Origin of the sequence: Symbiobacterium thermophilum IAM 14863 (assembly GCF_000009905.1) — a bacterium.
Lineage (GTDB): Bacteria > Bacillota > Sulfobacillia > Symbiobacteriales > Symbiobacteriaceae > Symbiobacterium > Symbiobacterium thermophilum.
In genome coordinates, this window is record NC_006177.1 from 992,106 (window position 1) to 1,014,771 (window position 22,666).

General features: G+C 70.1%; 16 protein-coding genes. 12 read left to right on the forward strand and 4 right to left on the reverse strand.

Annotated features, from left to right (window positions below):
• Positions 1 to 132 precede the first annotated feature (132 nt).
• A complete protein-coding gene (gene acs, locus STH_RS04535) occupies positions 133 to 2,097 on the forward strand; it encodes an acetate--CoA ligase (protein WP_011195013.1) in 1,965 nt (654 codons plus the stop codon).
• Positions 2,098 to 2,127: 30 nt separating this feature from the next.
• Here acs and STH_RS04540 read toward each other — a convergent pair whose 3' ends face one another.
• On the reverse strand, positions 2,128 to 2,484 hold the full coding sequence (locus tag STH_RS04540) for a LysM peptidoglycan-binding domain-containing protein (protein ID WP_011195014.1): 357 nt from the start codon (positions 2,482 to 2,484) through the stop codon (positions 2,128 to 2,130).
• A 202-nt stretch (positions 2,485 to 2,686) separates the two neighbouring features.
• Between STH_RS04540 and STH_RS04545 the strand changes: the two genes are divergently transcribed.
• Together STH_RS04545 and ytxJ are read left to right on the forward strand one after the other, a co-directional pair.
• Complete coding sequence (locus STH_RS04545) at positions 2,687 to 4,024, forward strand: CapA family protein (protein ID WP_011195015.1); 1,338 nt, start codon at positions 2,687 to 2,689, stop codon at positions 4,022 to 4,024.
• Positions 4,025 to 4,060: 36 nt separating this feature from the next.
• Positions 4,061 to 4,420, forward strand: coding sequence for a bacillithiol system redox-active protein YtxJ (ytxJ, locus tag STH_RS04550; protein WP_043713388.1), 360 nt, complete (start codon positions 4,061 to 4,063; stop codon positions 4,418 to 4,420).
• A 110-nt stretch (positions 4,421 to 4,530) separates the two neighbouring features.
• Here ytxJ and STH_RS04555 read toward each other — a convergent pair whose 3' ends face one another.
• Positions 4,531 to 5,370 (reverse strand): class I SAM-dependent methyltransferase, encoded by an 840-nt coding sequence (locus STH_RS04555; RefSeq protein ID WP_011195017.1) that lies wholly within the window; start codon positions 5,368 to 5,370, stop codon positions 4,531 to 4,533.
• Between the two features lie 190 nt (positions 5,371 to 5,560).
• Entirely contained in the window at positions 5,561 to 9,952 is a 4,392-nt protein-coding gene (locus STH_RS04560) for a DNA glycosylase AlkZ-like family protein (protein WP_043713395.1), read from the reverse strand.
• 1,050 nt (positions 9,953 to 11,002) lie between these two features.
• Here STH_RS04560 and STH_RS04565 point away from each other — a divergent pair.
• Genes STH_RS04565 through STH_RS04575 form a run of 3 tightly spaced genes read left to right on the forward strand, consistent with a single transcriptional unit; the run spans position 11,003 to position 14,067 of the window.
• Positions 11,003 to 12,697 (forward strand): hypothetical protein, encoded by a 1,695-nt coding sequence (locus STH_RS04565; RefSeq protein ID WP_043713399.1) that lies wholly within the window; start codon positions 11,003 to 11,005, stop codon positions 12,695 to 12,697.
• Entirely contained in the window at positions 12,698 to 13,438 is a 741-nt protein-coding gene (locus STH_RS04570) for an ABC transporter ATP-binding protein (protein ID WP_011195020.1), read from the forward strand.
• Positions 13,435 to 14,067 (forward strand): hypothetical protein, encoded by a 633-nt coding sequence (locus STH_RS04575; protein ID WP_148205484.1) that lies wholly within the window; start codon positions 13,435 to 13,437, stop codon positions 14,065 to 14,067. The genes STH_RS04570 and STH_RS04575 overlap by 4 nt, the downstream gene beginning before the upstream one ends.
• 36 nt (positions 14,068 to 14,103) lie before the next feature.
• Here STH_RS04575 and STH_RS04580 read toward each other — a convergent pair whose 3' ends face one another.
• A complete protein-coding gene (locus tag STH_RS04580; RefSeq protein WP_011195022.1) occupies positions 14,104 to 15,528 on the reverse strand; it encodes an MFS transporter in 1,425 nt (474 codons plus the stop codon).
• Positions 15,529 to 15,671: 143 nt separating this feature from the next.
• Here STH_RS04580 and STH_RS04585 point away from each other — a divergent pair, with 143 nt between their 5' ends.
• The 6 genes from STH_RS04585 (at position 15,672) to rsxC (ending at position 22,666) form a co-directional block, all read left to right on the forward strand.
• Complete coding sequence (locus tag STH_RS04585) at positions 15,672 to 16,412, forward strand: metallophosphoesterase family protein (protein WP_011195023.1); 741 nt, start codon at positions 15,672 to 15,674, stop codon at positions 16,410 to 16,412.
• 222 nt (positions 16,413 to 16,634) lie between these two features.
• Positions 16,635 to 17,189 carry an NUDIX hydrolase gene (locus tag STH_RS16925; protein ID WP_011195024.1) on the forward strand — a complete coding sequence of 185 codons (555 nt, stop codon included), beginning with the start codon at positions 16,635 to 16,637 and terminating at the stop codon, positions 17,187 to 17,189.
• 135 nt (positions 17,190 to 17,324) lie between these two features.
• Positions 17,325 to 18,626, forward strand: a complete 1,302-nt coding sequence (gene arsB / locus STH_RS04595) for an arsenical efflux pump membrane protein ArsB (RefSeq protein ID WP_011195025.1) — start codon at positions 17,325 to 17,327, stop codon at positions 18,624 to 18,626.
• A gap of 617 nt (positions 18,627 to 19,243) precedes the next feature.
• Complete coding sequence (ltrA, locus tag STH_RS04600) at positions 19,244 to 20,533, forward strand: group II intron reverse transcriptase/maturase (RefSeq protein WP_011195026.1); 1,290 nt, start codon at positions 19,244 to 19,246, stop codon at positions 20,531 to 20,533.
• A gap of 240 nt (positions 20,534 to 20,773) precedes the next feature.
• Positions 20,774 to 21,220: a SoxR reducing system RseC family protein gene (locus STH_RS04605; protein ID WP_043713402.1), complete on the forward strand. Its 447-nt coding sequence runs from the start codon at positions 20,774 to 20,776 to the stop codon at positions 21,218 to 21,220.
• Between the two features lie 105 nt (positions 21,221 to 21,325).
• Entirely contained in the window at positions 21,326 to 22,666 is a 1,341-nt protein-coding gene (rsxC, locus tag STH_RS04610; protein ID WP_011195028.1) for an electron transport complex subunit RsxC, read from the forward strand.

The window sequence follows — 22,666 nt, forward strand, 5'->3', positions numbered from 1 at the left end:
TGGCCCTGCACCCGTGGCCCTGCAGGAGAGGAGCCCGGTCCGCTAGTGATCGCACGAACTTAGAGGAAAGTGAATAAAGTCCGACGAATTATACTGGAGTTACCGAATCGCGTGGGGGAGGGTTCGGTCAGGATGGATTCCAAGCAGTTTGCGGCACTTCTCAACGAGGACCGGCGTTTCCCGCCGCCGGCCGAGTTCGCCGCCCGGGCCAACGTGGCGGATGAGAGCCTCTACGAGCAGGCCGCGCGGGACCGGGAGGGCTTCTGGGCCGCCCAGGCGGAGCGGCTGCACTGGTTCCGGCGGTGGGACAAGGTGCTGGAGTGGAACCCGCCGTTTGCCCAGTGGTTTCTGGGGGGCAAGCTGAACGTCGCTTACAACTGTCTCGACCGCCACCTGCAGACGCACACCCGGACGAAAGCGGCCATCATCTGGGAAGGCGAGCCCGGCGACGAGCGGGTGCTCACCTACCTGGACCTGCACCGGGAGGTCTGCCGCTTCGCCAACGTGCTCCGGCAGATGGGCGTCGGCAAGGGCGACCGGGTGACCATCTACCTGCCCATGATCCCCGAGGCCGCCGTCGCCATGCTGGCGTGCACGCGGATCGGGGCCATTCACTCGGTCGTTTTCGGCGGCTTCTCCGCGGAGTCGCTGCGCGACCGCATCAACGACAGCCGCTCCAAGGTGGTGGTCACCGCGGACGGCGGCTGGCGGCGCGGAAACATCATCCGCATGAAGCAGATCGTCAACGAGGCCGTGGTCGACTGCGCCTCCGTGGAGAAGGTGATCGTGGTCAAGCGCATCGGCCACGAGTCGCTGGTGGAGCACGGCTGGCACCCCGGGCGCGACCACTGGTACCACACGCTGATGCGCAACGCGCCGGTCACCTGCCCGGTGGAGGAGATGGATGCGGAGGATCCCCTGTTCATCCTGTACACCTCCGGGTCCACCGGGAAGCCGAAGGGCGTGCTGCACACCACCGGCGGCTACCTGACCCAGGTCGCGGCGACCACGAAGTACGTGTTCGACCTGAAGGACGAGGACGTCTACTGGTGCTCCGCCGACATCGGCTGGATCACCGGCCACTCGTACGTGATCTACGGCCCGCTGGCCAACGGGGCCACGACGCTGATGTACGAGGGCGCGCCCGACTATCCGGACCGCGGCCGCATCTGGGAGATCATCCAGAAGTACCGGGTGAACATCTTCTACACCGCGCCCACCCTGATCCGTTCCTTCATGCGCTGGGGCGAGGGCTGGCCGTCCAAGTACGACCTCTCTTCGCTGCGGCTGCTGGGTACCGTCGGCGAGCCCATCAACCCGGAGGCCTGGATGTGGTACCACAAGCACATCGGCGGCGAGCGTTGCCCGATCGTCGACACCTGGTGGCAGACGGAGACCGGCGCGATCATGGCGACGCCGCTGCCCGGCGTGGTGCACACGAAGCCTGGGTCCACCACGCGGCCCTTCCCGGGCATCGAGATGGCGGTGGTGAACGAGGAGGGCCAGGAGGTGCCCCCGGGCGCCGGCGGCTACCTGGTGGTCAAGTCGCCCTGGCCGTCCATGCTGCGCACGGTCTGGGGCGATCCCGACCGGTACGTCTCCACCTACTTCGGCCGGTTCGGCCACCAGGTCTACTTCACCGGCGACGGCGCCAAGCGGGATGAGGACGGCTACTACTGGATCATCGGCCGGGTCGACGACGTGATCAACGTCTCCGGCCACCGCATCGGCACCATGGAGGTGGAGTCGGCGCTGGTGGACCATCCGCTGGTGGCCGAGGCCGCCGTCATCGGCCGGTCCCATGCGGTGAAGGGCCAGGCCATCACCGCCTTCGTCACGTTGAAGGAAGGCCGGCGGGGCACGCCCGACCTGGTGGACGAACTGAAGCAGCACGTGGTCACCAAGATCGGCGCCCTGGCCCGGCCGGAGGAGATCTACTTCGCGGCCGACCTGCCCAAGACCCGTTCGGGGAAGATCATGCGCCGGCTGCTCCGGGACATCGCCGAGGGCCGGGCCCTGGGCGACACCACCACTCTGGCCGATCCCAACGTGGTGGCGCAGCTGCGCCAGCAGTACGAGTCGCAGGAAGCCGGATAAGCGGAAGGGGAGGGGCAAACCCCTCCCCTCTTATCGGGCCGGCACGCAGATGATCTGGCCGATGCGCAGGTTGTTCGGGTTCACCGGGTTGACCCGCAGCAGGTTGGCCACGGTGGTCTGCCGCTCCCAGGCGATGCTGCCCAGGGTGTCGCCCGGCTGGATCCGGTAGGGTTCCCAGCCCTGGGGGCATCGCCCTTGCGGCGGCGTGACCCAGGGGGACCAGCCCGGGATGCAGAGGGTCTGGCCGATGCGCAGCGACCAGGAGTTCACGCCCGGGTTGGCCCGGGCGATGGCCTGAGGGGTGGTGCCGAACCGCCAGGCCAGCGTCCAGAAGTTGTCTCCCGGCCGCACCGTGTACGAAAAGGAGCCGGGTGGGCACTGGGGCACTGGGCTCACCTCGCAGAAGTGTGGGTCTCATCCCCAGCCTATGTGAGGGCGCCTCCTGGTGACGAAGCCATCTCCACAGCACCCGGGAGGGCCCGGCCTCCCACAGGGCGCCGGGCTCCTTTCCTGCGCAGCCGCGTGCAACGGGCGGGGCTCGTCCACCGTCCTACGGGTAAGCCAATCCATGCCTATGGAGGGATAACGCTTGAAAACGAGACGCCGCGGGGCCACCTGGGTTGCACCGGCCGTCGCGCTGTTGGCGTGCCTCCTGCTTCTGTCCGGCTGCACCGGACGGGGACCGGGGGGCGGGGCCGGCGCGCCGCAGAACGCGGGCGGTGAGGCGCAGGCCCCCGGCCCCTCGGGCGGCGCGGAAGAGCCCGCAGGGCCCGAGACAGGGCCCGGGTCGTCGGAGGACGCCGACCCGGAGCAGGAGGAACGGCGGACGGCCCGCATCCTGGCTGTGGGCGACCTGCTCATGCACCTGCCCCTGGTGTATGCCTCGGCGCTGCCGGACGGCGAGTGGGACTTCACGCCCCTGTTCGAGCCGGTCCGCCCCTGGATCGAAGCGGCGGACCTGGCCGTCGCCAACCTGGAAACCACCCTCACCGGCCCTGACTACCCCTGGGCCGGGTACCCCAGCTTCAACACCCCGCCGGAGTTCGCCCGCGACCTGAAGGCGGTCGGGTTCGATGTCCTGACCCACGCCAACAACCACTCGCTGGACTACCTGAAGTTCGGCATCGAGAAGACCCACGAGGCCCTGGAGCGGTACGGGATGCCGCACACCGGCACGGCGCGCACGCCGGACGAGCGGGAGGAGATCCTGGTCGTGGAGCCGGTGCCGGGCATCCGCGTGGCGGTGCTGGCCTACACCGCCACGACCAACTGGATCCCCCTGCCGGAGCCCTGGTCGGTGAACCTGGTGGACGACGAGCAGATGCCTGCCGACATCCGCCGGGCGCGGGCGCGTGAGGACGTGGACCTGGTGATCGTCGCGCTGCACTTCGGCGAAGAGTACGCCCGCGAACCCAACGATGAGCAGCGCCACTACGTGGACGTGGCGCTGCAGGCCGGGGCGGACATCGTCCTGGGCAGCCATCCTCACGTGATCCAGCCCATCGAGGTGCGCCAGGTCCGGGACGAGTTCGGGCGCGACCTGCCCCGGGCGGTGGTCTACAGCCTCGGCAACTTCATCTCCAACCAGGAGGGGCTGTACCGGGAGGCCGGCATCATGATGCTCATCGACGTGGCAAAGGAAGGCGGCGTCACCCGGATCGAGCAGGTCTCGTTCGTGCCCACCTGGGTCCACGGGTACCGGGCCGAGGGAAGACAGCGATACCGGGTGGTGGTGGTGGAGCAGTCGCTGCGCGACTGCGAGGCCGGGCTCGACCCGCTCCTCACCCCGGCGGACTGCCAGCGGCTCCGGGAGGTCTGGGCCGATACGACCCGCCAGGCGGCGGGCAGCCCCGACGTCGCCGTCTGGTCCGTCGACCTCCCTCCGCAGCATCCCCGCGCACAGGCGGTGGCCCCGGGATCATCATAGACTGGGGAGAGCGAGGACGCGGAAGGGGGGAGGCCCTTGGCGGAGGCCCGACAGATCCTGACCCCGGCGGACGTCGACGCGGTCATCGAGGCGTCGCGGAAGCGGCCGGTACTGGTGTTCAAACACTCCACCCGGTGCCCCATCTCGGCAGCGGCCCACCGGGAGTGGAGCGCCTTCCTGGCCGGCCCCGAGGCGGAGCGGGCTGATCACTTCTGGGTGCGGGTGATCCAGGAGCGGCCCGTGTCCCTGGCCCTGGCCAGCCGCGTGGGGGTGCCCCACCAGTCGCCCCAGGTGCTGCTGATCCGAGACGGCCGGGCGGTCTGGCACGCGTCGCATTACGCCATCACGGCCGGGCGGCTGAAGGCGGCGCTGGACCAGGCAGCCGCGCAGCGGTAAGGGCGTGCCAAGGCGCACCTCGGGGATCGCCGGACAAACGCAAGGGGCTGTCCCGGAGCAGAGACGTCTGCCCGGGACAGCCCCTTGTGCTTCTGGTGTAAACGCCTCACTTACTTCTCCAGGATGCAGACGACAGCCTTCATGAAGAACTCCGGCGCCACCGCCGCCAGGGGCTTCAAGAAGGAGCGGAGCGGCACCAGCCGCCAGTGGGCGATCCGGAACGGCGACTCTTCCACGATACGCCGGAACCGCTTGATCGTCATGCGGTTGATGTAGGTGATCCGGGTCCGGTTGGTCTCGGGATTGCCGAGCCGCAGCCGGAGCCGCATGTCGGCGTCCGGCAGGTCCTTTACCAACTCCCGGTATGCCTCGATCAGCACTGGCTCGCTGAAGAACGCGTGGACCCAGGGGATGCCGATGACGTCCGAGAGGTGGGCGCCGTAGGGGTGGTAGTACGGAGGGAAGTTGGTGAAGAACCGGCCCCCGGGCTTCAGCACCCGGTACGCCTCCCGCAGCACCGCCTCGGGCTGGGCCACGTGCTCCATGACGTCGTTGGCGATGATCACGTCGAAGTGGTCGTCCGGGAAGGGCAGGGCGGTGGCGTCGGCGGTGAGGAACTCGGCCCGGTCGGAGAGGTTCTTCTCGGCCGCCAGGGCCCGGGCCTCGTGCTCGTAGTGGGGGACGACGTCCACGCCGTAGATCTTTTTCACGCCCAGGGTGGCGTAGTAGAGGGTCTTGCCGCCCGCCCCCGAGCCGATGTCCAGCACGGTCTTGCCCCGCATGATCTCCTCCGGCGACAGGAAGGGCCGGTAGTGCTCCAGGGTGAGATGGCCCCGCTCGAACTGCCAGTCGGCGTACCGCATCGTGCCCTGGTTGGCCAAATTGAACGGGTGCACGGGCGGGGGGAAGAGCTTGTTCAGCGAAAGCAGAATCCTCGTGGCCAGTCGCAAGTCGTCACCACTCCTCATCGGCGCCGCCGGGAGGAAACCTCCACCGGGGACGGCGCCTGCTTCGGCAGCGCCCGGGGCGGCACGGGCCCCGGCGCCCCCCGGGCGTTTCCGGCCGCAGGGGACAGCACCTGCTTCGGCGCAGGCCGAAGGATTCCTGCCTGCACGGGTGCGCGGTCTTGAGGGTTCCCCGTTAGCCGTAGTACACGAGCCCCCGGGGCGACGGCTCGAAGCCCAGGGCGCGCAACGGCTCTGCGGCGGGACTCTTCTGCACCGGCATGTCGCCCCACCGGCGTACCTCGATCCGCCGCCGCAGGCGGGCCGCCCCGGGTGCCTTCAGCAGGCCGGTCAGCGCGGCCAGGGCCTCCGCCAGCCTGTCCTCTTTCAGCGGTACCAGCGGGATCAGTCGGCTGCCGTGGCCCTCCACGCCCAGGACGGGCCGCCCGTCGGCCAGCACCAGGTAGTTGGAGGGCACTCGGGCGAGCCGCTCCCCCTCCGGCCAGGGCAGGACCGTGCCGTACGGGTTGGCGGGGTCGCATGCGTTTACCAGCAGGGGCGGAGCGCCGGTCCGGCCCCTGGCCCCGCGGAGCCGCTCCACCGCGTCGGCCCGGGCAAACTGCACGCCGGTCAGGCCGGCGACGAAGTAGCCCTGGCGGACCTCGCCCCGCCACTCCATGCGCCGCAGCTGCTGCAGCACCTCGCCCCAGGGGGCCGGTCCGTCGTCCGCCGCCACCGCCTCACGGGTGACGACGCCGTAACGGTCCAGCAGCAACCGGGCGTATCCCTCGACCCGGTCGGCGGGCTGCCCGGCCGCAGGGGGATCGCCGGCCAGCAGCGAGCCGGTCGGCCACCAGCGGCCCGTGCCGCCCCGCAGCACGGCCGCCGCCCTTCCGCTGCGCCGGGCGGTCCGGTCGGACCGAAGCACCTCCCGCACCGGTGCATAGGTGTCGTTGGTCACGAGGCCCATCCAGGCCAGTTCCCAGAGCGCCTCCAGCGCCTCCGCAGGGGTCAGCCCGGCCCGCCGGGCAACGGTCCCGAGGAACGCCGCGCCGGCGGCCCGGCAGGCGGCCAGCACCTGCGCCTGGACGGGCGTGAGCCCTTCGGGCGCGGCGGCCAGCCGGCCCGCAAAGGCGTGGACGTCGTCGGGGAGGTAGAAGGCCAGGCGCTTGCCGGGCGAGCCCACCCAGTGCACCTCGCCGGCGGCCAGGAGCTGGTCCAGCCAGAGCGGCTGGTAGCCGGGCACCCGGCGGGGCAGGATCTCCTGCTCCCACAGCTCCGCTGGCAGCGGGATCCCCTGGAGCTGCCGCAGGGCCCGCAGGAGGGCTTGCGGCGGGGATCCGACGGGGAGGGCCGCACCCGGAGGCCTGGTCCCCGGCGGCACTGCACCGGGCGGGCCCTCGTTTGTCCACGCGCCGCCCGGTCCTGCTCCGCCCGGCGCTCCGCTGCCCGGGGTCGGCGGCCGCAGCCCGTGCCATTCCAGCAGGAACCGGGCGTAGGCGGCCCCGTCGACCGGCTCCACCTCGGCCCGCAGCAGGGTCAGCGTCTGCCGGCGGATCTGCCGGAGCACCTCCGGGTCGCAGTACTCCCGGCCGGTGGCGCCCCGCGTGAACTCGCCCGCGGCCAGCTCCCCGGCTGTGGCCAGGGCCTCGGCGGCCGCCGCGACGTCCTCCTCCGCCAGAGCATATCGGCGCGCCACCTCGTCGGGCCGGAACGGGCCGTGCGCCCGGGCGTACCGGCGGACAACCTCGGCCACGTCCGCCTCCGGCCGGCGGTACAGCGAGGCGTCGTCGACATGGACCCAGTGGGCGCCATCGCCGCGGCCTGCGCCGATCAGCCGCACGGCGCGCCGCTCCGCCTCCAGCCGGGCCAGCCACTCCGGGCTCACGCCGGCGGCCGCCAACTCCGCCTCGGTCATGTCCCCGGCCCGACGCAGCAGGTCCTCCACCTCGTCGGGGCCGCGGGGCTGCCAGCCCTCGGCCTGTCCCCGAAGCCGGGCGGCGACCGCCGCGATCGCCCGGGGATCCAGGAGCTCCCGCAGGGCGCCGGACCCCAGGAGCTCGTCCAGCAGCTCCCGGTTCAGCGTGAGCAGCGCCCCGTGCCGCTCGGCCTTGGGGGCGTCGCCCTCGTACATGTACTCAGCCACGAACTGCAGCAGGATCTGGCTGGCCATGGGGGAGGGGGAGTCGGTCTCCACCACCGCCAGTTCGATCTCCCCGCTGGCGAGCCCTTCCAGCACCTGGCGCAGACCCTCCAGGTCCAGCACGTCTCGGAGCACTTCCCGGTAGGTCTCCAGCACCAGAGGGAAGTCGGGGTAGCGGCGGGCCACCTGCAGCAGGTCTGCGGCCTTCAGCCGCTGCAGCCAGAAGGGGCGGCGCCGGCCCGGCCGGGGACGGGGCAGCACCAGGGCCCGCCCGGCGTTCATGCGGAAGTGCGCGCTGAAGAGCGGCGTCGCGCCTACCTCCTGCAGCAGGAGCCCCACGGCCTCTTCGGGGTCGACCCGCACGAGGATCTCCGGATCCAGCGGCCGGTCGGCCCCGGGCAGGCGGATGTGGATCACGTCGTCGCTGGTGGTGACTTCGGCCTCCAGCTGCAGCAGCTGCCGGATGCGGGCCCGGATGACCATCCCCCAGGCGGTGTTGACCCGGCCGCCGAAGGGGGAGAGGAGCGCCAGCCGCTCGTCCCCGAGCTCGTCGGGGAAGCGCTCCAGCACCAGCCGCCGGTCGGTGGGCACCACGCCGGTGTGGGCGACCTGGTCCCGCAGGTACTGCACCAGGTTGCGGGCCGCCCGTTCGTCCAGGCAGCATTCCGCCTGCAGCCACTGCAGGAGGTCGGGATCGTTCAGCCGCGCGGCCACCTCGCCGGTGAAGGCGCCGAGCTTCCGGCCCAGCTCCGGGGGGCGGCCCGGGCCCTCGCCCTTCCAGAAGGGCATCCGGGGCATCCGGCCCGGCGCGGGGGCGGCGACCACCCGGTCGTGCTCGATCGCCCGGATCTGCCAGGTGGCGGAGCCCAGCAGGAAGACGTCGCCCACCCGCGACTCGTAGACGAACTCCTCGTCCAGCTCGCCCAGCTTCACGTCGCTGCCTTCCAGGTAGACCGTGTAGTAACCCCGGTCGGGGATGGTGCCGCCCGAGAGCACCGCGAGGGCGCGGGCGCCCTCCCGCCCCCGGATGACGCCGACCTCCCGGTCCCAGACGATGCGAGGCCGGAGCTCCCGGAACTCCGCGGCGGGGTACCGGCCCGCCAGCATCTCCAGGACCCCGTGGAGCTGCCGCTCCGTGAGGTCCCGGTAGCCCCAGGCGCGGCGGACGAGGGCGAGCAGGTCGTCCACCCGCCACTCGTCCATCGCCGCCATGGCGACGATCTGCTGGGCCAGCACGTCCAGGGCGCCGGTGGGCACCCGGGTCTCCTCCAGGTTGCCCCGGCGCATCTCCCGCACGATGCCGGCCGTCTCCAGCAGGTCGCCCCGGTACTTGGGGAGCAGCCGCCCCTTCGCCACCGCGCCCAGGACATGGCCGGCCCGCCCCACCCGCTGCAGGCCGCGGCTCACCGTGCCGGGGGACTCGATCTGGATCACCAGGTCCACGGCGCCCACGTCGATGCCCAGCTCCAGCGAGGAGGTGGCCACCAGGCACGGCAGCCGCCCCGCCTTCAGCTCCGCCTCCACCTGCTCCCGGGCCTCCCGGCTCAATGACCCGTGGTGCACCCGGGCGACCTCCCGCCCGGCCAGCGCGTTGAGCTGGCCGGCGAGCCGTTCGGCCAGCCCCCGGCTGCTGACGAACACGATGGTGGACCGGTGGGCGGCGACCAGCTCCAGCACCCGCCGGTAGATCGCCGGCCAGATGGAGCTCTCCGGAAGGGCGCGCATGTCGGCCACCGGCACCTCCACCCGCAGGTCCAGCTCCCGGCGCGCCCCGGCGTCCACGATGGTGACGGGGCGGCCGGTCCCGCCCAGGTAGCGGGCGACCTCCTCCAGCGGCCGTAAGGTGGCCGAAAGGCCGATGCGCACCGGCGGGCGGGGCAGGAGCGCCTCCAGCCGCTCCAGCGAAAGCGACAGATGCGCCCCCCGCTTGCTCGTGCAGAGGGCGTGGATCTCGTCGACGATGACGTAGCGCACCGTGCGCAGGATGTCGCGGGAGCGGGAGGTGAGCAGCAGGTAGAGCGACTCGGGGGTGGTGATGAGGATGTCGGGCGGGTTGCGCCGCATCTCCTTCCGCTCCTGCTGGGGCGTGTCGCCGGTGCGGACGGCGTGCGTGAGGTGGGGGAGCGGCAGGCCCAGCTCCCGCGCTTTGGCCTCGATGCCGGCGAGCGGGATTTCGAGGTTGCGGTAGATGTCGTTGTTCAGCGCCTTCAGCGGCGAGATGTAGAGCACCTGGACCCCGGGCTCCCGCCGGACGCCCTGCTGGTACAGGATGTCCAGGCACTTCAGGAAGGCGGCCAGCGTCTTGCCTGAGCCGGTGGGGGCGAGGATGAGCACGTTCTCGCCCCGGGCGATGGCGGGCCAGCCCTGCGCCTGGGGCGGGCTGGGCCGGCCGAACCGCTCCTCGAACCAGGCCCGCACCGCCGGGTGGAAGGTCTCGAGGGGCATACGGCGCACCTCCCATCCGATCTGTCGGTCATTTCGCTGTGAGATGATTTTCCGGCTACGGCCTTAGCACCGTTGACTGCAATCAGAATATAATGTAGATTTACATGTGCACAATCCATCTTGCATCAACGCCTTGTTTGTAATTCTGTTTACGGAGGCTGGCTCACCTGATGAGAACTTATCGAATGAAAATAGCCGGAATGGTCGGGCTCGCCCTGCTTTCTCTCGTAACCATGGTCGCCTGTGCGCAGCCAGACCATTCCGCTTTGGAGGAGTACGAAGCCGCCATACAAGCCAGGGCTCCGCACGAAGTTCCGCGCGATGGCCGCACAATACTCCTCTTCATCCATTCGAAATGCCGGGGGAAGTCGATTGGTACGTTGTGACTCGAACACTCGATAAGACGATATTGAAGCAGTTGTACCAGCATGTACCGCCGGAACGTGGGATCTTTGATGCTGAGGGTGAAATTGGGCGCGTCTTCAGTGTGGAGCGAGTGCCCAGCACGGCTTTCCTGGAGGATGGCATCCGTGTGCTCTACACGGTGTTACTCCGCAGAGCTGGGTTTGCGGTGATTGGTCGCCTTGGCAGTACACGAACACTTACTGCAAGAGTGCCCCATTCGCTTGCCTATTTGAACCACAAAAGGGACATTATTACGATCGATATCGGAGGTCAAGAGTCTGCTGCGATTCCATTTCGGGGATTTGCGAGACAAGGAATGAGTTCCGGGACGAGCTCTACATGAGCTGTGCATGCGATCCCTAGCAAACTTTGTCCGCGATAACCCATGTTCCGACGGGGGATGCGAGGCGCGGTTTGCCTTGGTTCTCGTGTCCCCCATTTCCACTCCAAGAGCCGCTGCAGCCCCTGCAGGAATGAGTTCAAGGACCTGCTCCTTTACCGGTATACCTACAATTTGCAGCATGCTTACCTGCGGTAATCGTTGTGCCGAAGGGGAAACGAGGGGTCGCCGATGTTGGCTCTCGTGTCCCCCTTCCCATGAGGAAGGGATTTCATGTGCCTGAGAAGGGGAGTGCTCTGCAACCCATGATGTCCGTTCGCACTTTCACCCGCCTGTTGCAAGGCTACACCGCCCATTCCCTGCGGAGCCCCGACTTCCTCATGAGTGCGTTCCTCGCCTTTGCTGCCGTCGGACTCGACCTGAACCCGGGCTCCTCGGCCGGGTGGTTGTCGGTCGGGGAGTTCGGCCGGCACGTCTACGGCCTCAGCACCCTGCTGGGGCCGCTCGTCGCGTCGCTGATGCTCTGGCGTTTGGCTCGTCTGGATCAGGCGCTGGATGAGGTCGTCGAACTGCGCACCGACCACGAGTTGGGCCCCCTGGCGGCGCGGGCGCTGGGCGGCGCCCTGGCAGCGGTGCTGGCGATCGGCCTCGGTGTGTGCGGGGTGGGCCTGGTCCATCAGATCGGGCAGCCCTTCACCTGGTCCGGCTGGCCCTATGCGGTGGCCTACCTGGCCCGAAGTGCCGCCACCATGCTGGTCTGGACCGGGCTGGCCACCGCGGGGATCGCGGCGACCCGGAGCCCGTGGGGCGCCTTCGCCCTCCCCCTGCTCACCTGGATTGTGGCGTTCGCCCCCCGGCTCCCCGAAAAGGTCTCGGAAATGGCCCGGTTCCTGGTGCTGACCGACGCGGCCATTGTGAGTCCGATGAATCCCTGGGGGGTCGGCTTCGTGAGCGCCGCAGGCTGGGTGGGTGCTTTCCTCCTGGGCTTCCTGGGGCTCCTCGGCTTGGCCGCATCGGTGCAGCGAGTGCATCGCTGCACGTTTCGCGCCGGCACGGCCGCCTTCACCCTGCTCTGCTGGGGGGGCCTGCCGCTCTACCTGGCCGTTGCCGATCCCGTACCCGCAGAAGTGGCATTCACAGGTGCGATCCAAACGCGCTATCCGGTCACCCACAGGTCCGCGTCCGACCCGGTCCCGGCGAAAGCAGGCATGGAAGCGCTGGCGACCGGGACCGGGGTCCTGTACCGGCCGGCCGGGAAGCCGGTGCCGGACGAACTCCTGCCCGTCTACCGCACCGTCCGGTCGTGGATTGAGCAGGCCCCCTGGGAAACGGGCATCGCAGATGTTTGGGTGCTTCCCGACTTCAACCTCCTTTCGTACCCGGTCGAAACTTTCGTTGACGGGTCCAACCTGATCGTCGACGAGGACCTGCTGCGCCAGTTCCGCGTCGCGGACCGGCTGTCGATTGCTGTGAAGCTCACCGAGCCCCTGCCGGTCAACCGGCCGGCGCGGATCTACCTGGCGCTCTGGCTCCTCTCCGGCGGGCAGGAAAGGGAGATCCGGCCGCTGCTGGCCTTCCTGGAGCACTACATGGCCACCGGGACGACCTCCTCCGCGGGCGCCTGCGAGGGCGCACTGGCGTGGGACATCCCTGACGACGAACTCGGGCGCCTTGCCTGGGGGGATCGGTTCCGGCCCATCGATCTTTCGCCCCGCGATCTTTCTGCCCTGCCCGGTGACGGCGTCGTCTCAGCTCCCGCTTTGGCGGCAGAACAGTACCAGTTTGACGGGCCGACCGTGGCGGCGGCAGAAGAGCGCCAGCACGAAGTGCTGTTCAGCATGCTGCACCGGTGGAACCCGGCGTTTCACCAGCCCCATCAGTTCAGCGCCCTCGACGCCTGCCTGGTCCTGCGCCACTGGGAGGCGGGCGAGGAGCAGGGCCACGAGCGCTACATCGCCGGACGGCTGGCGGAACTGCAGCACCCGAGGGAGGCGGAGTAGATGCTGACCTATGAGCTCCGAGACGTTTCACTCACGCTGGGGCGCAAGCGAATTTTCAGCGGGCTCGACCTGAAGCTGGAAGGCCGCGTGATCGGCCTCCTGGGCCCCAACGGCGCCGGCAAGACCTCGCTGATGCGCCTGCTGGCGACCCTGCTCCGGCCGACCCGGGGGCAGATCCTGCTGCACGGCCGGGACATCGTCCGCGAGCCGGCGTACGCCCGCACCCGGATCGGCTACGTCCCCCAGCACTTCCGGCCCCCGGGCGACCTGACCGGGCGGCAGGTGCTCCAGTACCTCGGGGCCCTGCGGGACGTGGTGGAGGCCGAGAGAATCGACCGGTGCCTGGTGCAGACGGGGCTGAGCCGGGTGGCCGACCAGGCGGCGGGGGCCTATTCCGGCGGCACGCTCCGGCGCCTGGCCCTGGCGCAGGCCCTCCTGAGCGACCCCCAGGTCCTCCTGATGGACGAGCCGACGGCCGGCCTGGACCCCGAGGAGCAGGACCGCTTCCAGACCCTGGTGCGGGGCCTTGCCGAGCGGGGTGCGCAGGTGCTCATCTCCACCCACCTGCTGGCGGAGGTCTCCCAACTGGCCGACACGGCCGTGGTGCTGCACGAGGGGCGTATCCTCTTCGCCGGTCCCGCCCCGGACTTGCTGGCCAGGACCGGGGCGCAGCGGCTGCAGGACGCCTACCTGCGCCTGCTGCGCGACCCGGCGCTCCAGGTGGTGGGGGCGAGGCCATGAGGGTAGAAATGAGCCTGAACTTCCTGCGGGAGGCCCGCGTGCTCTTCCACGGCCGGCGCGGCCTCGCCTGGCTGGTGCCCCTGGCGGTGCTGCTCCTGCGCTTCGCCGGGTTTGATGCGACGAGCCCCGAAAACGCCGCCGCGCTGGAGCTCCTGCTGCCGCTGGTCGGGCCCGCCATCGCCGTCGTGCTCCTCAGCCTGGACCAGCACGGCATGGGCGAGGTGGTGCTGGCCGGCTCCCGTGCGGGCCACTTCGTCTGGGTGTACCGGCTCGCCTGGGTGGTCCTGTGGCTGCTCCTCCTCGTGGCGGTGCCGGCGCCTTCGCCGGACCTGCTCCTGGCGCTGGGACCCGCCGCACTGCTCATGGGCGTGGTCCTGTCGCTGTCGCGGCGGATCAGCCTGCGGGCCGGCCTGAGCGTCGCCCTGGTGTGGTGGGGCATCTCCTACCTCGCCATCCGGTTGGCGGACCCGCTGCTCTACTTCAGCCCGTTCTCCTGGGCGATGCTGCAGCTCGTGCAGACCGGGCTGTTTCCCGAGGAGATCTGGCTGCGCAAGGGTGCGCAGCTCCTCCTGGGCCTGCTCCTGGCCCTGGACTGGGCGCGCCAGAACATGAAAGGTCACCATCATTAAGTAAGCGTCAACGGCCGGCGGTCGCCAGACCGCCGGCTATTTGTCGGCATCCTTCGCCACCGTCGGCCGCACCAGCGAGAGCAGGGCGCCGGTCACCGCCAGGCCCACCGGGACCGCCAGTGTGGTGCGGAAGGCGGCGAGGAAGTCCATGCGCTGGCTCAGGTGGGCGAACAGGGTGCTGGCGATGGTGATGCCCGTGACCATGCCCACGTTGCGGGCCGCGGCCAGCAGGGCGGCCGCCACCCCCTGCCGGTCCCAGGGCGCAGCGCTCATGATGGAGCTGTTGTTGGGCGGGTTGAAGAAGCCGGCGCCCAGGCCGATCAGGGCCAGGCAGAGCGCCACCTGCGTGACCGGGGTCGCGGCGCCGGCCCGGGACACCAGCCAGAGCCCGCAGGCGATGGCGGCCATGCCCGCCGTGGCGGGGATGCGGGTGCCGATCCGGTCGGAGAGCCAGCCGGCCAGCCCGGCCACGGCCACCATGGCGGCGGGCTGCGCCGTCATCACGGCCCCCGCGGCGCTGGGGCTGAGCCCGCGGAACTGCTGCAGGTAGAAGGGCAGCAGGAACGTGAGGACAAACGTGGCGGAGAACTGCAGGAGCGCCGCGGCGACCCCGCCGGTGAAGGCCGGCACCCGGAACATCCACAGCGGCAGCATCGGCTGGGCGGCGCGCCGCTCCTGCCAGAGGAAGAGCAGGAGCAGCAGGGCGCCGCCGGCGAGGAGCAGCCGGGTGCGCAGGTCGCCCCAGCCCCAGGTCTCGGCCTGGCTGAGCGCCAGTAGAACCGAGGCCAGGCCCGCCGCGAACAGCAGCGCCCCGGCGAAGTCGAAGGCCTGGCCGCTCCGCCGCTCGGTGGGGCGCAGCTGCGTGTAGGCCAGGACGGCCCCGACCGCCGCGACCGGCAAGTTGATCAGGAAGACCCAGTGCCATCCCCACCGGCCCGCGATGAACCCGCCCAGGCTGGGGCCGAGGGTGAGGCCGGTGAAGGTCAGGGTCGCCTGCATCCCCAGCGCCCGGCCCCGCTCCCGGCCGGGGAACGTGGTGGTGATGAGGGCGGGGGAGAGCGCCATCATGACGGCCGCGCCGACCCCCTGCACCAGCCGGCCGCCGATGAGGGTCGGCAGGGTGGGGGCGAGGCCGCACAGGAGCGAGCCGAGGCCGAAGACGATGAACCCCGCGCCGAAGACCGGCCGGTATCCCCACATGTCGCCGAGCCGTCCCGCGGAAAGCAGCAGCGACGAGATGGTCACCAGGTAGGCGGTGGAGACCCAGCTGATGTCGCCGAGGGTCGCCTGGTACTGCGCCTGGATCTGGGGGATGATGATGTTGATGATGCTGCCGTCCAGCGCCCCCATGAAGGCGCTGGTGCCGGCCACGATGAGGACAAGCCACCGGTAGCTGTCGTTGACTGCCGCCCGGCCTTCCCCGGTCGGTGCGGCCTTTTGCTCCCTGGACGTAATGGTCAACCTCCACCGCAGCAGATTCCGGGATCATCCTGTTCGCCCTGAACCGGCCGATTTCCCGCCTGCAGTCCGAACCGAGGGAGGCTTGTCAGCACGCGCAGGCGGGATTAAGATGGGGAAAGAGTTCCAAAGCGAGGTGGCTGGCGGTGCGCATCGCCATCATTTCCGACGTTCATGGCAACCTGACGGCGCTGGAGGCGGTGCTGGCCGACATCGACCCGGAGACCGTGGACGCCCTGATCTGCCTGGGCGACCTGGCCTTCAAGGGCCCGCAGCCGGCCGAGTGCATCCGGCGGATCCGGGAGCTGGGCATCCCCTGCCTGCACGGCAACACGGACGTGGCCCTGGTGATGGCGGCCGGACGGAAGCCCCGGCGGCCGCTGCCCGCGGGGTTCTCGCTGCCCGACCCGCTCCCGCCCAGCCTGGCCTGGCCGCTGGCGCAGCTTTCGGATGCTGATGTGGAGTACCTGGCCGGGTTGCCCTTCTCCCACCGGCTCGAGGCCGACGGACAGACCGTGCTGTTCGTCCACGCCTCGCCGCAGGACGCGATGACCGGCATCGCGCCGACGATGGGGCCCGATGAGATCCGGCCGCTGCTGCGGGAGGAGCAGGCCGACTGGATCATCGCGGGCCACGTGCACCAGGCGTACGCTTTCCGCTTCGAGGGGCGCTGGCTCGCCAACCCGGGCGCCGTCGGTTTCTCCCTGGACGGCGACGGCCGGGCCGCGTACGCCGTACTGGACACCGCGCGGTCCCGCTTCGAGCTGCGCCGGGTGGCCTACGACGTGGACGCCGCGGTGGCCGCGGCCCGGCAGCGGAGCTTTTACGCCGACCCGGACCGGTACGGCGAAGCGCTGCGGGCCGGCACGTGGCCCGCGGACCTGTAACGGCCAGGCACGCGTGTGCGGGCCGAGCCACCTGTCGTCATAGCTTGTCGTAGAGGCAGCGGCAGGATTCAGAGCCCGGATGGTTGAACCCTACATCCGCTTGCAGCCCTGCGACGGCGGCCCCCGGGCCGCCGGAGGGCCCGCATGCGCACGGCGGTACATCCGCCTGCCCGCATGCGGGCCTGAAACGTTGACGAAGGTGGCGAGGAAACTGTGGCCCACATGACCGGCGAGGTGCTGGCCCGGGCGGAGGCGGAGCTGGGCAGGCCGGTGGTCCTCACGTGGCGGTACCCGATCCTGCCTGACGAGATGGCGATGGTGGTCGCCTCCACCCGTGGTCAGCAGCGGCTCCACGACGTGACGCTCTTCATCTTCGACCCGGCCGGCCGGCTGGCCCTGATCCGCAAGCACCACTACCCGCCGGGCATCTGGCGCGCCCCGGGCGGAGGGGTGAAGCCCGGCGAGGAGTTCGCGGCCGGCGCCGCCCGGGAGGGGTGGGAGGAGACGGGGCTGGCTGTGCGCGTGACCCGGTACCTCCTGCGCGTACACGTGACGTTCACCTGCGGCGGCCAGGAGCAGCCCTGGACCACGCACGTGGTGCTGGCGGAGGGGGAAGGGGATCCGGCCACCCGCGACCCCCGGGAGATCGGGGGCGTGAAATGGGGGTCCATGGAGGAACTGTGCGGACCCATCGCCGACGCGATGCTGGCGACGGGCCGCGGCCTCTTCGCCTACCGGGTCGCCCTGCACCGGCAGGTCGCGCAACTCCTGCCGTGAACCCGGTCCGTCCTGCTCGGCCTCTCTTGATCCCGCGCCGCCCGGGGCGGCCACGGGGCGCCGGCACGGGGAAGGCTGACGCCCGTCATTCTCAAACGCCTCATCCTGGTGTGTGGAGGACGAACCGAATCGCATATGGAGACGATACTTACTCCCGCGGCGATCTTCGCGGGGACGCTCTTTCTGGTGATCCGCCGGCCCTGGAACCTGAACACCGGCGTCTCCGCGCTCCTGGGCGCGCTGCTCGCCCTCCTGGCCGGTTCCATCACGCTCGTGGACGTGGAGTCCGTCATCGGCATCGTCTGGGATGCCACCCTGGCCCTGGTGGCCATCATGGTGATCTCGACCCTGTTGGAGCAGGCCGGCTTCTTCCGCTGGGCAGCGCTGCACCTGGCCCGGCGCGCGGGCGGCAGCGGCCGCGGCCTGTTCGTGGCCGTGATCCTGCTGGCCACCGCCGTGTCGGCTTTCTTCACCAACGACGCCACCGTGCTCATCGTCACGCCGATCGTGCTGGAGATGGTGGAGGCCCTGGGGTTCGGCCACCAGGCGCTGCTGCCCTTTGCCATGGCCTGCGGCTTCATGGCCGACGCCATGTCGATCCCGCTGGCGGTCTCCAACCTGACCAACATGATCGTGGTCCGGTACTTCGACCTCTCCTTCGCCCGGTTTGCGTTGATGATGCTGCTGCCCAGCCTCGCCTGCCTCGGCGTGACCACCCTGGTGCTGCTGGGGTACTACCGGCGGGAGATCCCCCGCCGGGTGGATGCCTCGGGGCTCGGCGAACCGGCGGCGGCGATCCGCGACCCGTTCCTCTTCCGGGTCGGGGTTGCGGTGGTCTGTGGGATGATCCTGGCCTTCCTGTTTAACCGGACCGCCTTCCACGTGCCGACCTCGGCGATCATGACGATCGGCGCGGTGCTGCTGCTGCTGGCGGCGCTCCGGAACCGGGTGGTGGAACCGTGGCCGGCCATCCGGCGCGCCCCGTGGCACGTGGTGGCGTTCGCCCTGGGCATGTACCTGGTGGTCTTCGCCCTGGGCAAGGCCGGGCTGACCGGCATGGTGGCCGGCCTGCTGCAGGGGCTCACGGCCCGAGGGCTGGGAGTGACCGTCCTGGGGACGGGCCTTCTGGTGGCGCTGCTTTCCGCCGGCGTGAACAACCTGCCCGGCGTCCTCATCGGCACCCTGGCGGTGGCGGCCACGGGCGCGGCGGGCGCGATCGGCGAGGGCATGGTGATGGCCACCGTCATCGGCGCGGACATCGGCCCCAAGCTGACGCCCATCGGCTCCCTGGCCACGTTGATGTGGCTGCACATCCTCGAAGGCCGGGGGCTGTCGGTCTCGTGGGGACGCTATCTGCGCACCGCCCTGGTGATCACGCCGCCGGTGCTCCTTGCCACGTTGGGGGCGCTCTGGGCGGCCCTGCGGCTCATGAACTGACGCCCACTTTCACGCTACGCGCGTCGGGGAGCGGTCCTCCTCCGGAGGATCGCTCCTTTCTGTGTGCCCGGCATGGGCGCTGACTTGGCGGTGAAAGTCCGCTACGGGCGAGGCAGCACCAGCCCGTTAGCCAAAGGCAAGGGTGTCCGTCGTGAGGCGGAATCTGAAGGAAGCCCGAGGCAAAGCCACGACCCGAGGAACACGAACCCCATAGGAGGCTGTGCCGCTCGGGTGAGCTGGCCGAACACAGCAAAACCCGAAGCTGCCAAAGGGCGGTGCGGTAGATGGGGCGGGTGCGGGGTGAAGGTCAGCGTTCTTACCCGGGGAGATCTGCCGGGAACGCCAGCAACGCTGGTAACCTGCGTCGGGAGACGCAGCTGAACCGGCAGAAGTCAGCAAAGGCCATAGTACCGGCAGGGGGACGCCCCAACCGGGAAGGGCCGAACGTCAGGAAAGGGGTGAACCCGTTGCGTTCGAGCAGCCCGCGACAAACGCAGAAGACCCCGAACGGGACCTGCTCGCCGGAGGTAGCGGTGAAGCCGCAAGGGACGGCGAGAGGGCGGAGTGGGCAGCCGGCACAAGACGGAACGTCACCCCGCGGGGAGCACAGCAACCTGATGGAGCAGGTGGTGGCCAGGGAGAACATGCTGGCCGCCCTGAAACGGGTGGAGCGGAACGGAGGCGCTCCCGGCGTGGACGGTGTCCCCACCGAACGGCTGCGGGACCAGATTCGCGTGGAGTGGAGCCGCATCCGTGAGGAACTGCTCCAGGGGACCTACAGACCGCAGCCAGTCCGCCGGGTCGAAATCCCGAAACCGGGCGGCGGCAAGCGGATGCTGGGGATTCCCACCGTGATGGACCGCCTGATCCAACAGGCACTCCTGCAAGTACTGACGCCGATCTTTGACCCGACATTCTCCGAATCCAGCTACGGCTTTCGGCCGGGGCGGCGGGGTCATGATGCGGTCAGGAAGGCACGTCAGTACGTGGAGGAAGGGTACGACTGGGTCGTGGACATGGACCTGGAGAAGTTCTTCGACCGGGTCAACCACGACGTGCTGATGGCCCGCGTGGCGCGGCGGGTAACGGATAAGCGTGTGCTGCGGCTGATCCGGCGGTACTTACAGGCCGGGGTCATGCTGAACGGGGTGGTCGTGGCGACGGAGGAAGGGACGCCGCAGGGCGGTCCGCTGAGTCCGCTGCTGGCGAACATCCTGCTGGATGACCTCGACAAGGAGCTGGAGCGCCGTGGCCACCACTTTGTCCGGTACGCCGATGACTGCAACATCTACGTCCGCAGCAAGCGGGCGGGAGAACGGGTCTACAGGAGCGTGCGCCACTTCCTGCAGGAGCGGTTACGGCTGAAGGTCAACGAGGAGAAGAGCGCAGTGGACCGGCCGTGGAAGCGGCAGTTCCTCGGGTTTAGCTTCTACAAGCACCGGGGAGTGCGCATCCGGCTGGCCCCGAAGAGCCTGAAACGCGTGAAGGACAAGCTCCGCACGCTGACGGACCGCAACCGCAGCCAGAGCATGGAGGACCGAATCCGGCGCCTGAATGCCTACTTGCGGGGCTGGGTTGGGTACTATGCGCTCTCCGATGCCAGGTCAGCCTTTGAAAGACTCGAAGGATGGCTGAAGCGTCGGCTGCGAGCATGCGTATGGAGGCAGTGGAAGCGTGTACGCACGCGCTTTCGGGAGTTACGCGCCCTCGGTTTGCCCGAATGGGTAGTCTACCAACTCGCCAACAGCCGCAAAGGCCCGTGGCGGATGGCAGGTGGCCCACTAAACAGCGCCCTGGGCGACGCCTACTGGCGTGCCCAGGGGCTGATAAGCCTGACCGAATGCTATGAAGCGACTCGTCAATCCTGGCGAACCGCCGGATGCGGACCCGCATGTCCGGTGGTGTGAGAGGACGGGGGCTAGCCGCCCCCTCCTACTCGATCATTTGGTCGCAGGGATGCCGGCCCTAGGGTCTAGTCCGCATGGGGGACATAGTACCGAACACCCACCCGCGCCGCCCTTCTATCCATGCGCAGGATGGGGGAGACGGCGCGTTGACCCCGATCGCTCTGAGGGCCGACAATAAAGGCGTGATCGAGTTTCCGGGCACGCGGAGACGCCGGATACATATGGAAACGAGGTGACGGGATGAGGCTGCAGGGCACCGTCCTGAGCTGGAAAGACGGCGTCGCCAGGGTGCATATCGCCGTGAACCCATGTTCCGCCTGCTCGCACCGCTGCGGGGCGCACTCGTCCGGCGGCGGGCGGTACCTGCTGGTGGAGTCGTCCACTCCCCTGAAGCCCGGGCGGGCCATCGTGGTCGAGGCGCCGCTCCCGTCGCCTGCCCGCGCCGTCGCCCTGGCCTACCTGCTCCCGCTGGCGGGCTTCATGGCAGGGCTGTTCATCGGCAACGCCGCGTTTGACGGAGCCCCGCTGCCCGTCCTCGGCTCCGGCCTGGCCGGCGCCGCGGCGGCCTATGCGGGTGTCGCGTGGACGGAGCGCAGCCGGCGCGCCCGCGTCGCCGGCGCAACTGAGGCGGAACCGGAGGGCGCATGCATGCCCGGAACGGCCGCGCTCGCTCCGGAGGACCTCTGACCCGAGGACGGGCGGGTGGACGCGCACCTGAACGCACCTGAACCGACGATCAGCCGCAGCTTGCACGAACCAAATGAGACCCAGTCACATGAGGGGGCATTGCGCATGAACCTGTTGGCCCGCTTCCGCGGGGGGGTCCATCCCGACGACCGCAAGACGACCGCGGCCAGTGCGACGCAGCCGCTGCCGCGTCCGCAGCGTGTCGTGATCCCCCTGCGACAGCATATCGGGGCGCCCTGTCAGCCCCTGGTAAGGAAAGGCGACCAGGTGGCGCTGGGCCAGCCCATCGGAACCGCGGAAGCCCCGGTCTCGGCGCCGGTGCACGCCAGCGTGAGCGGCACCGTTGCGGCCGTGGAGCCCTGGCGGACGCCCGGTGGACGCATGGAGCAGGCCGTGGTCATCGAGCCGGCACCAGAGGACCAGCCGTGGGAGGGGCTTCCCGACGGGCTGGGCTGGGACCTCGATCCGGAGTCGCTGGACCCGGCCTTCATTCGTGACCGCGTGCGCCAGGCCGGGCTGGTCGGCATGGGCGGCGCGGGCTTCCCGGCGGCCGTCAAGCTGACCCCGAAGCCGGGCACGGAGCCCGATGTGGTGATCCTCAACGGTGCCGAGTGCGAGCCGGCCATTACGTCGGACCACCGGCTGATGTTGGAGCACCCGGAGCAGGTGGTGCTCGGGCTCCGCCTGTTCATGCGGGCCAGCGGGGCGAAGCGGGGGATCATCGCCGTCGAGGCCAACAAGCCCGACGCCGCCGGGAAGCTGTCGCAGCTGGTCGCTGGCGACCCGGCCATCTCGGTCGAGGTCCTGCCGGTGCGCTACCCGCAGGGCGCGGAGAAGATGCTGGTCTGGGCCCTGCTGCGCCGGGCGGTGCCGGTGGGCGGCATCCCGCTGGACGTGGGCGCCGTGGTGCAGAACGTGGCCACCGCCGCGGCCGCGGCGGTCGCCCTGGCCGAGGGCCGGCCGCTCACCCACCGCATCGTCACCGTCACCGGCCGGGTGACCCGGCCGGGCAACTGGCTGGTGCCGCTGGGCACGTCCTTCGTCGACCTGGTGGAGGCCTCGGGCGGCCTGACCGGCCCGCTGGCGCGGGTGATCGCCGGCGGCCCCATGATGGGCATCGCCCAGCCGGACCTGGACGTCCCGGTGATCAAGACCACGGGCTCGGTCATCCTGCTGGGTCCCGAGGACCTGGACGAGACCCCTGCAGGCCCGTGCATCCGCTGCGGTCGCTGTGTGGCGGCCTGCCCGATGGGGCTCCTGCCCGCCCGGCTCTGCAGCGCGGCGCTGGCCGGCGACTGGGGGGCGGCCGAGCGGTACCACGTGCGGGCGTGCATGGAGTGCGGCAGCTGCAGCTACGTCTGCCCGGCACGCCGTCCGCTGGTGCAGTCGATCCGGCTCGCGAAATACGAACTGGGGCGGCGCGCCGCCGCCGGGGGGAGGGGGTAG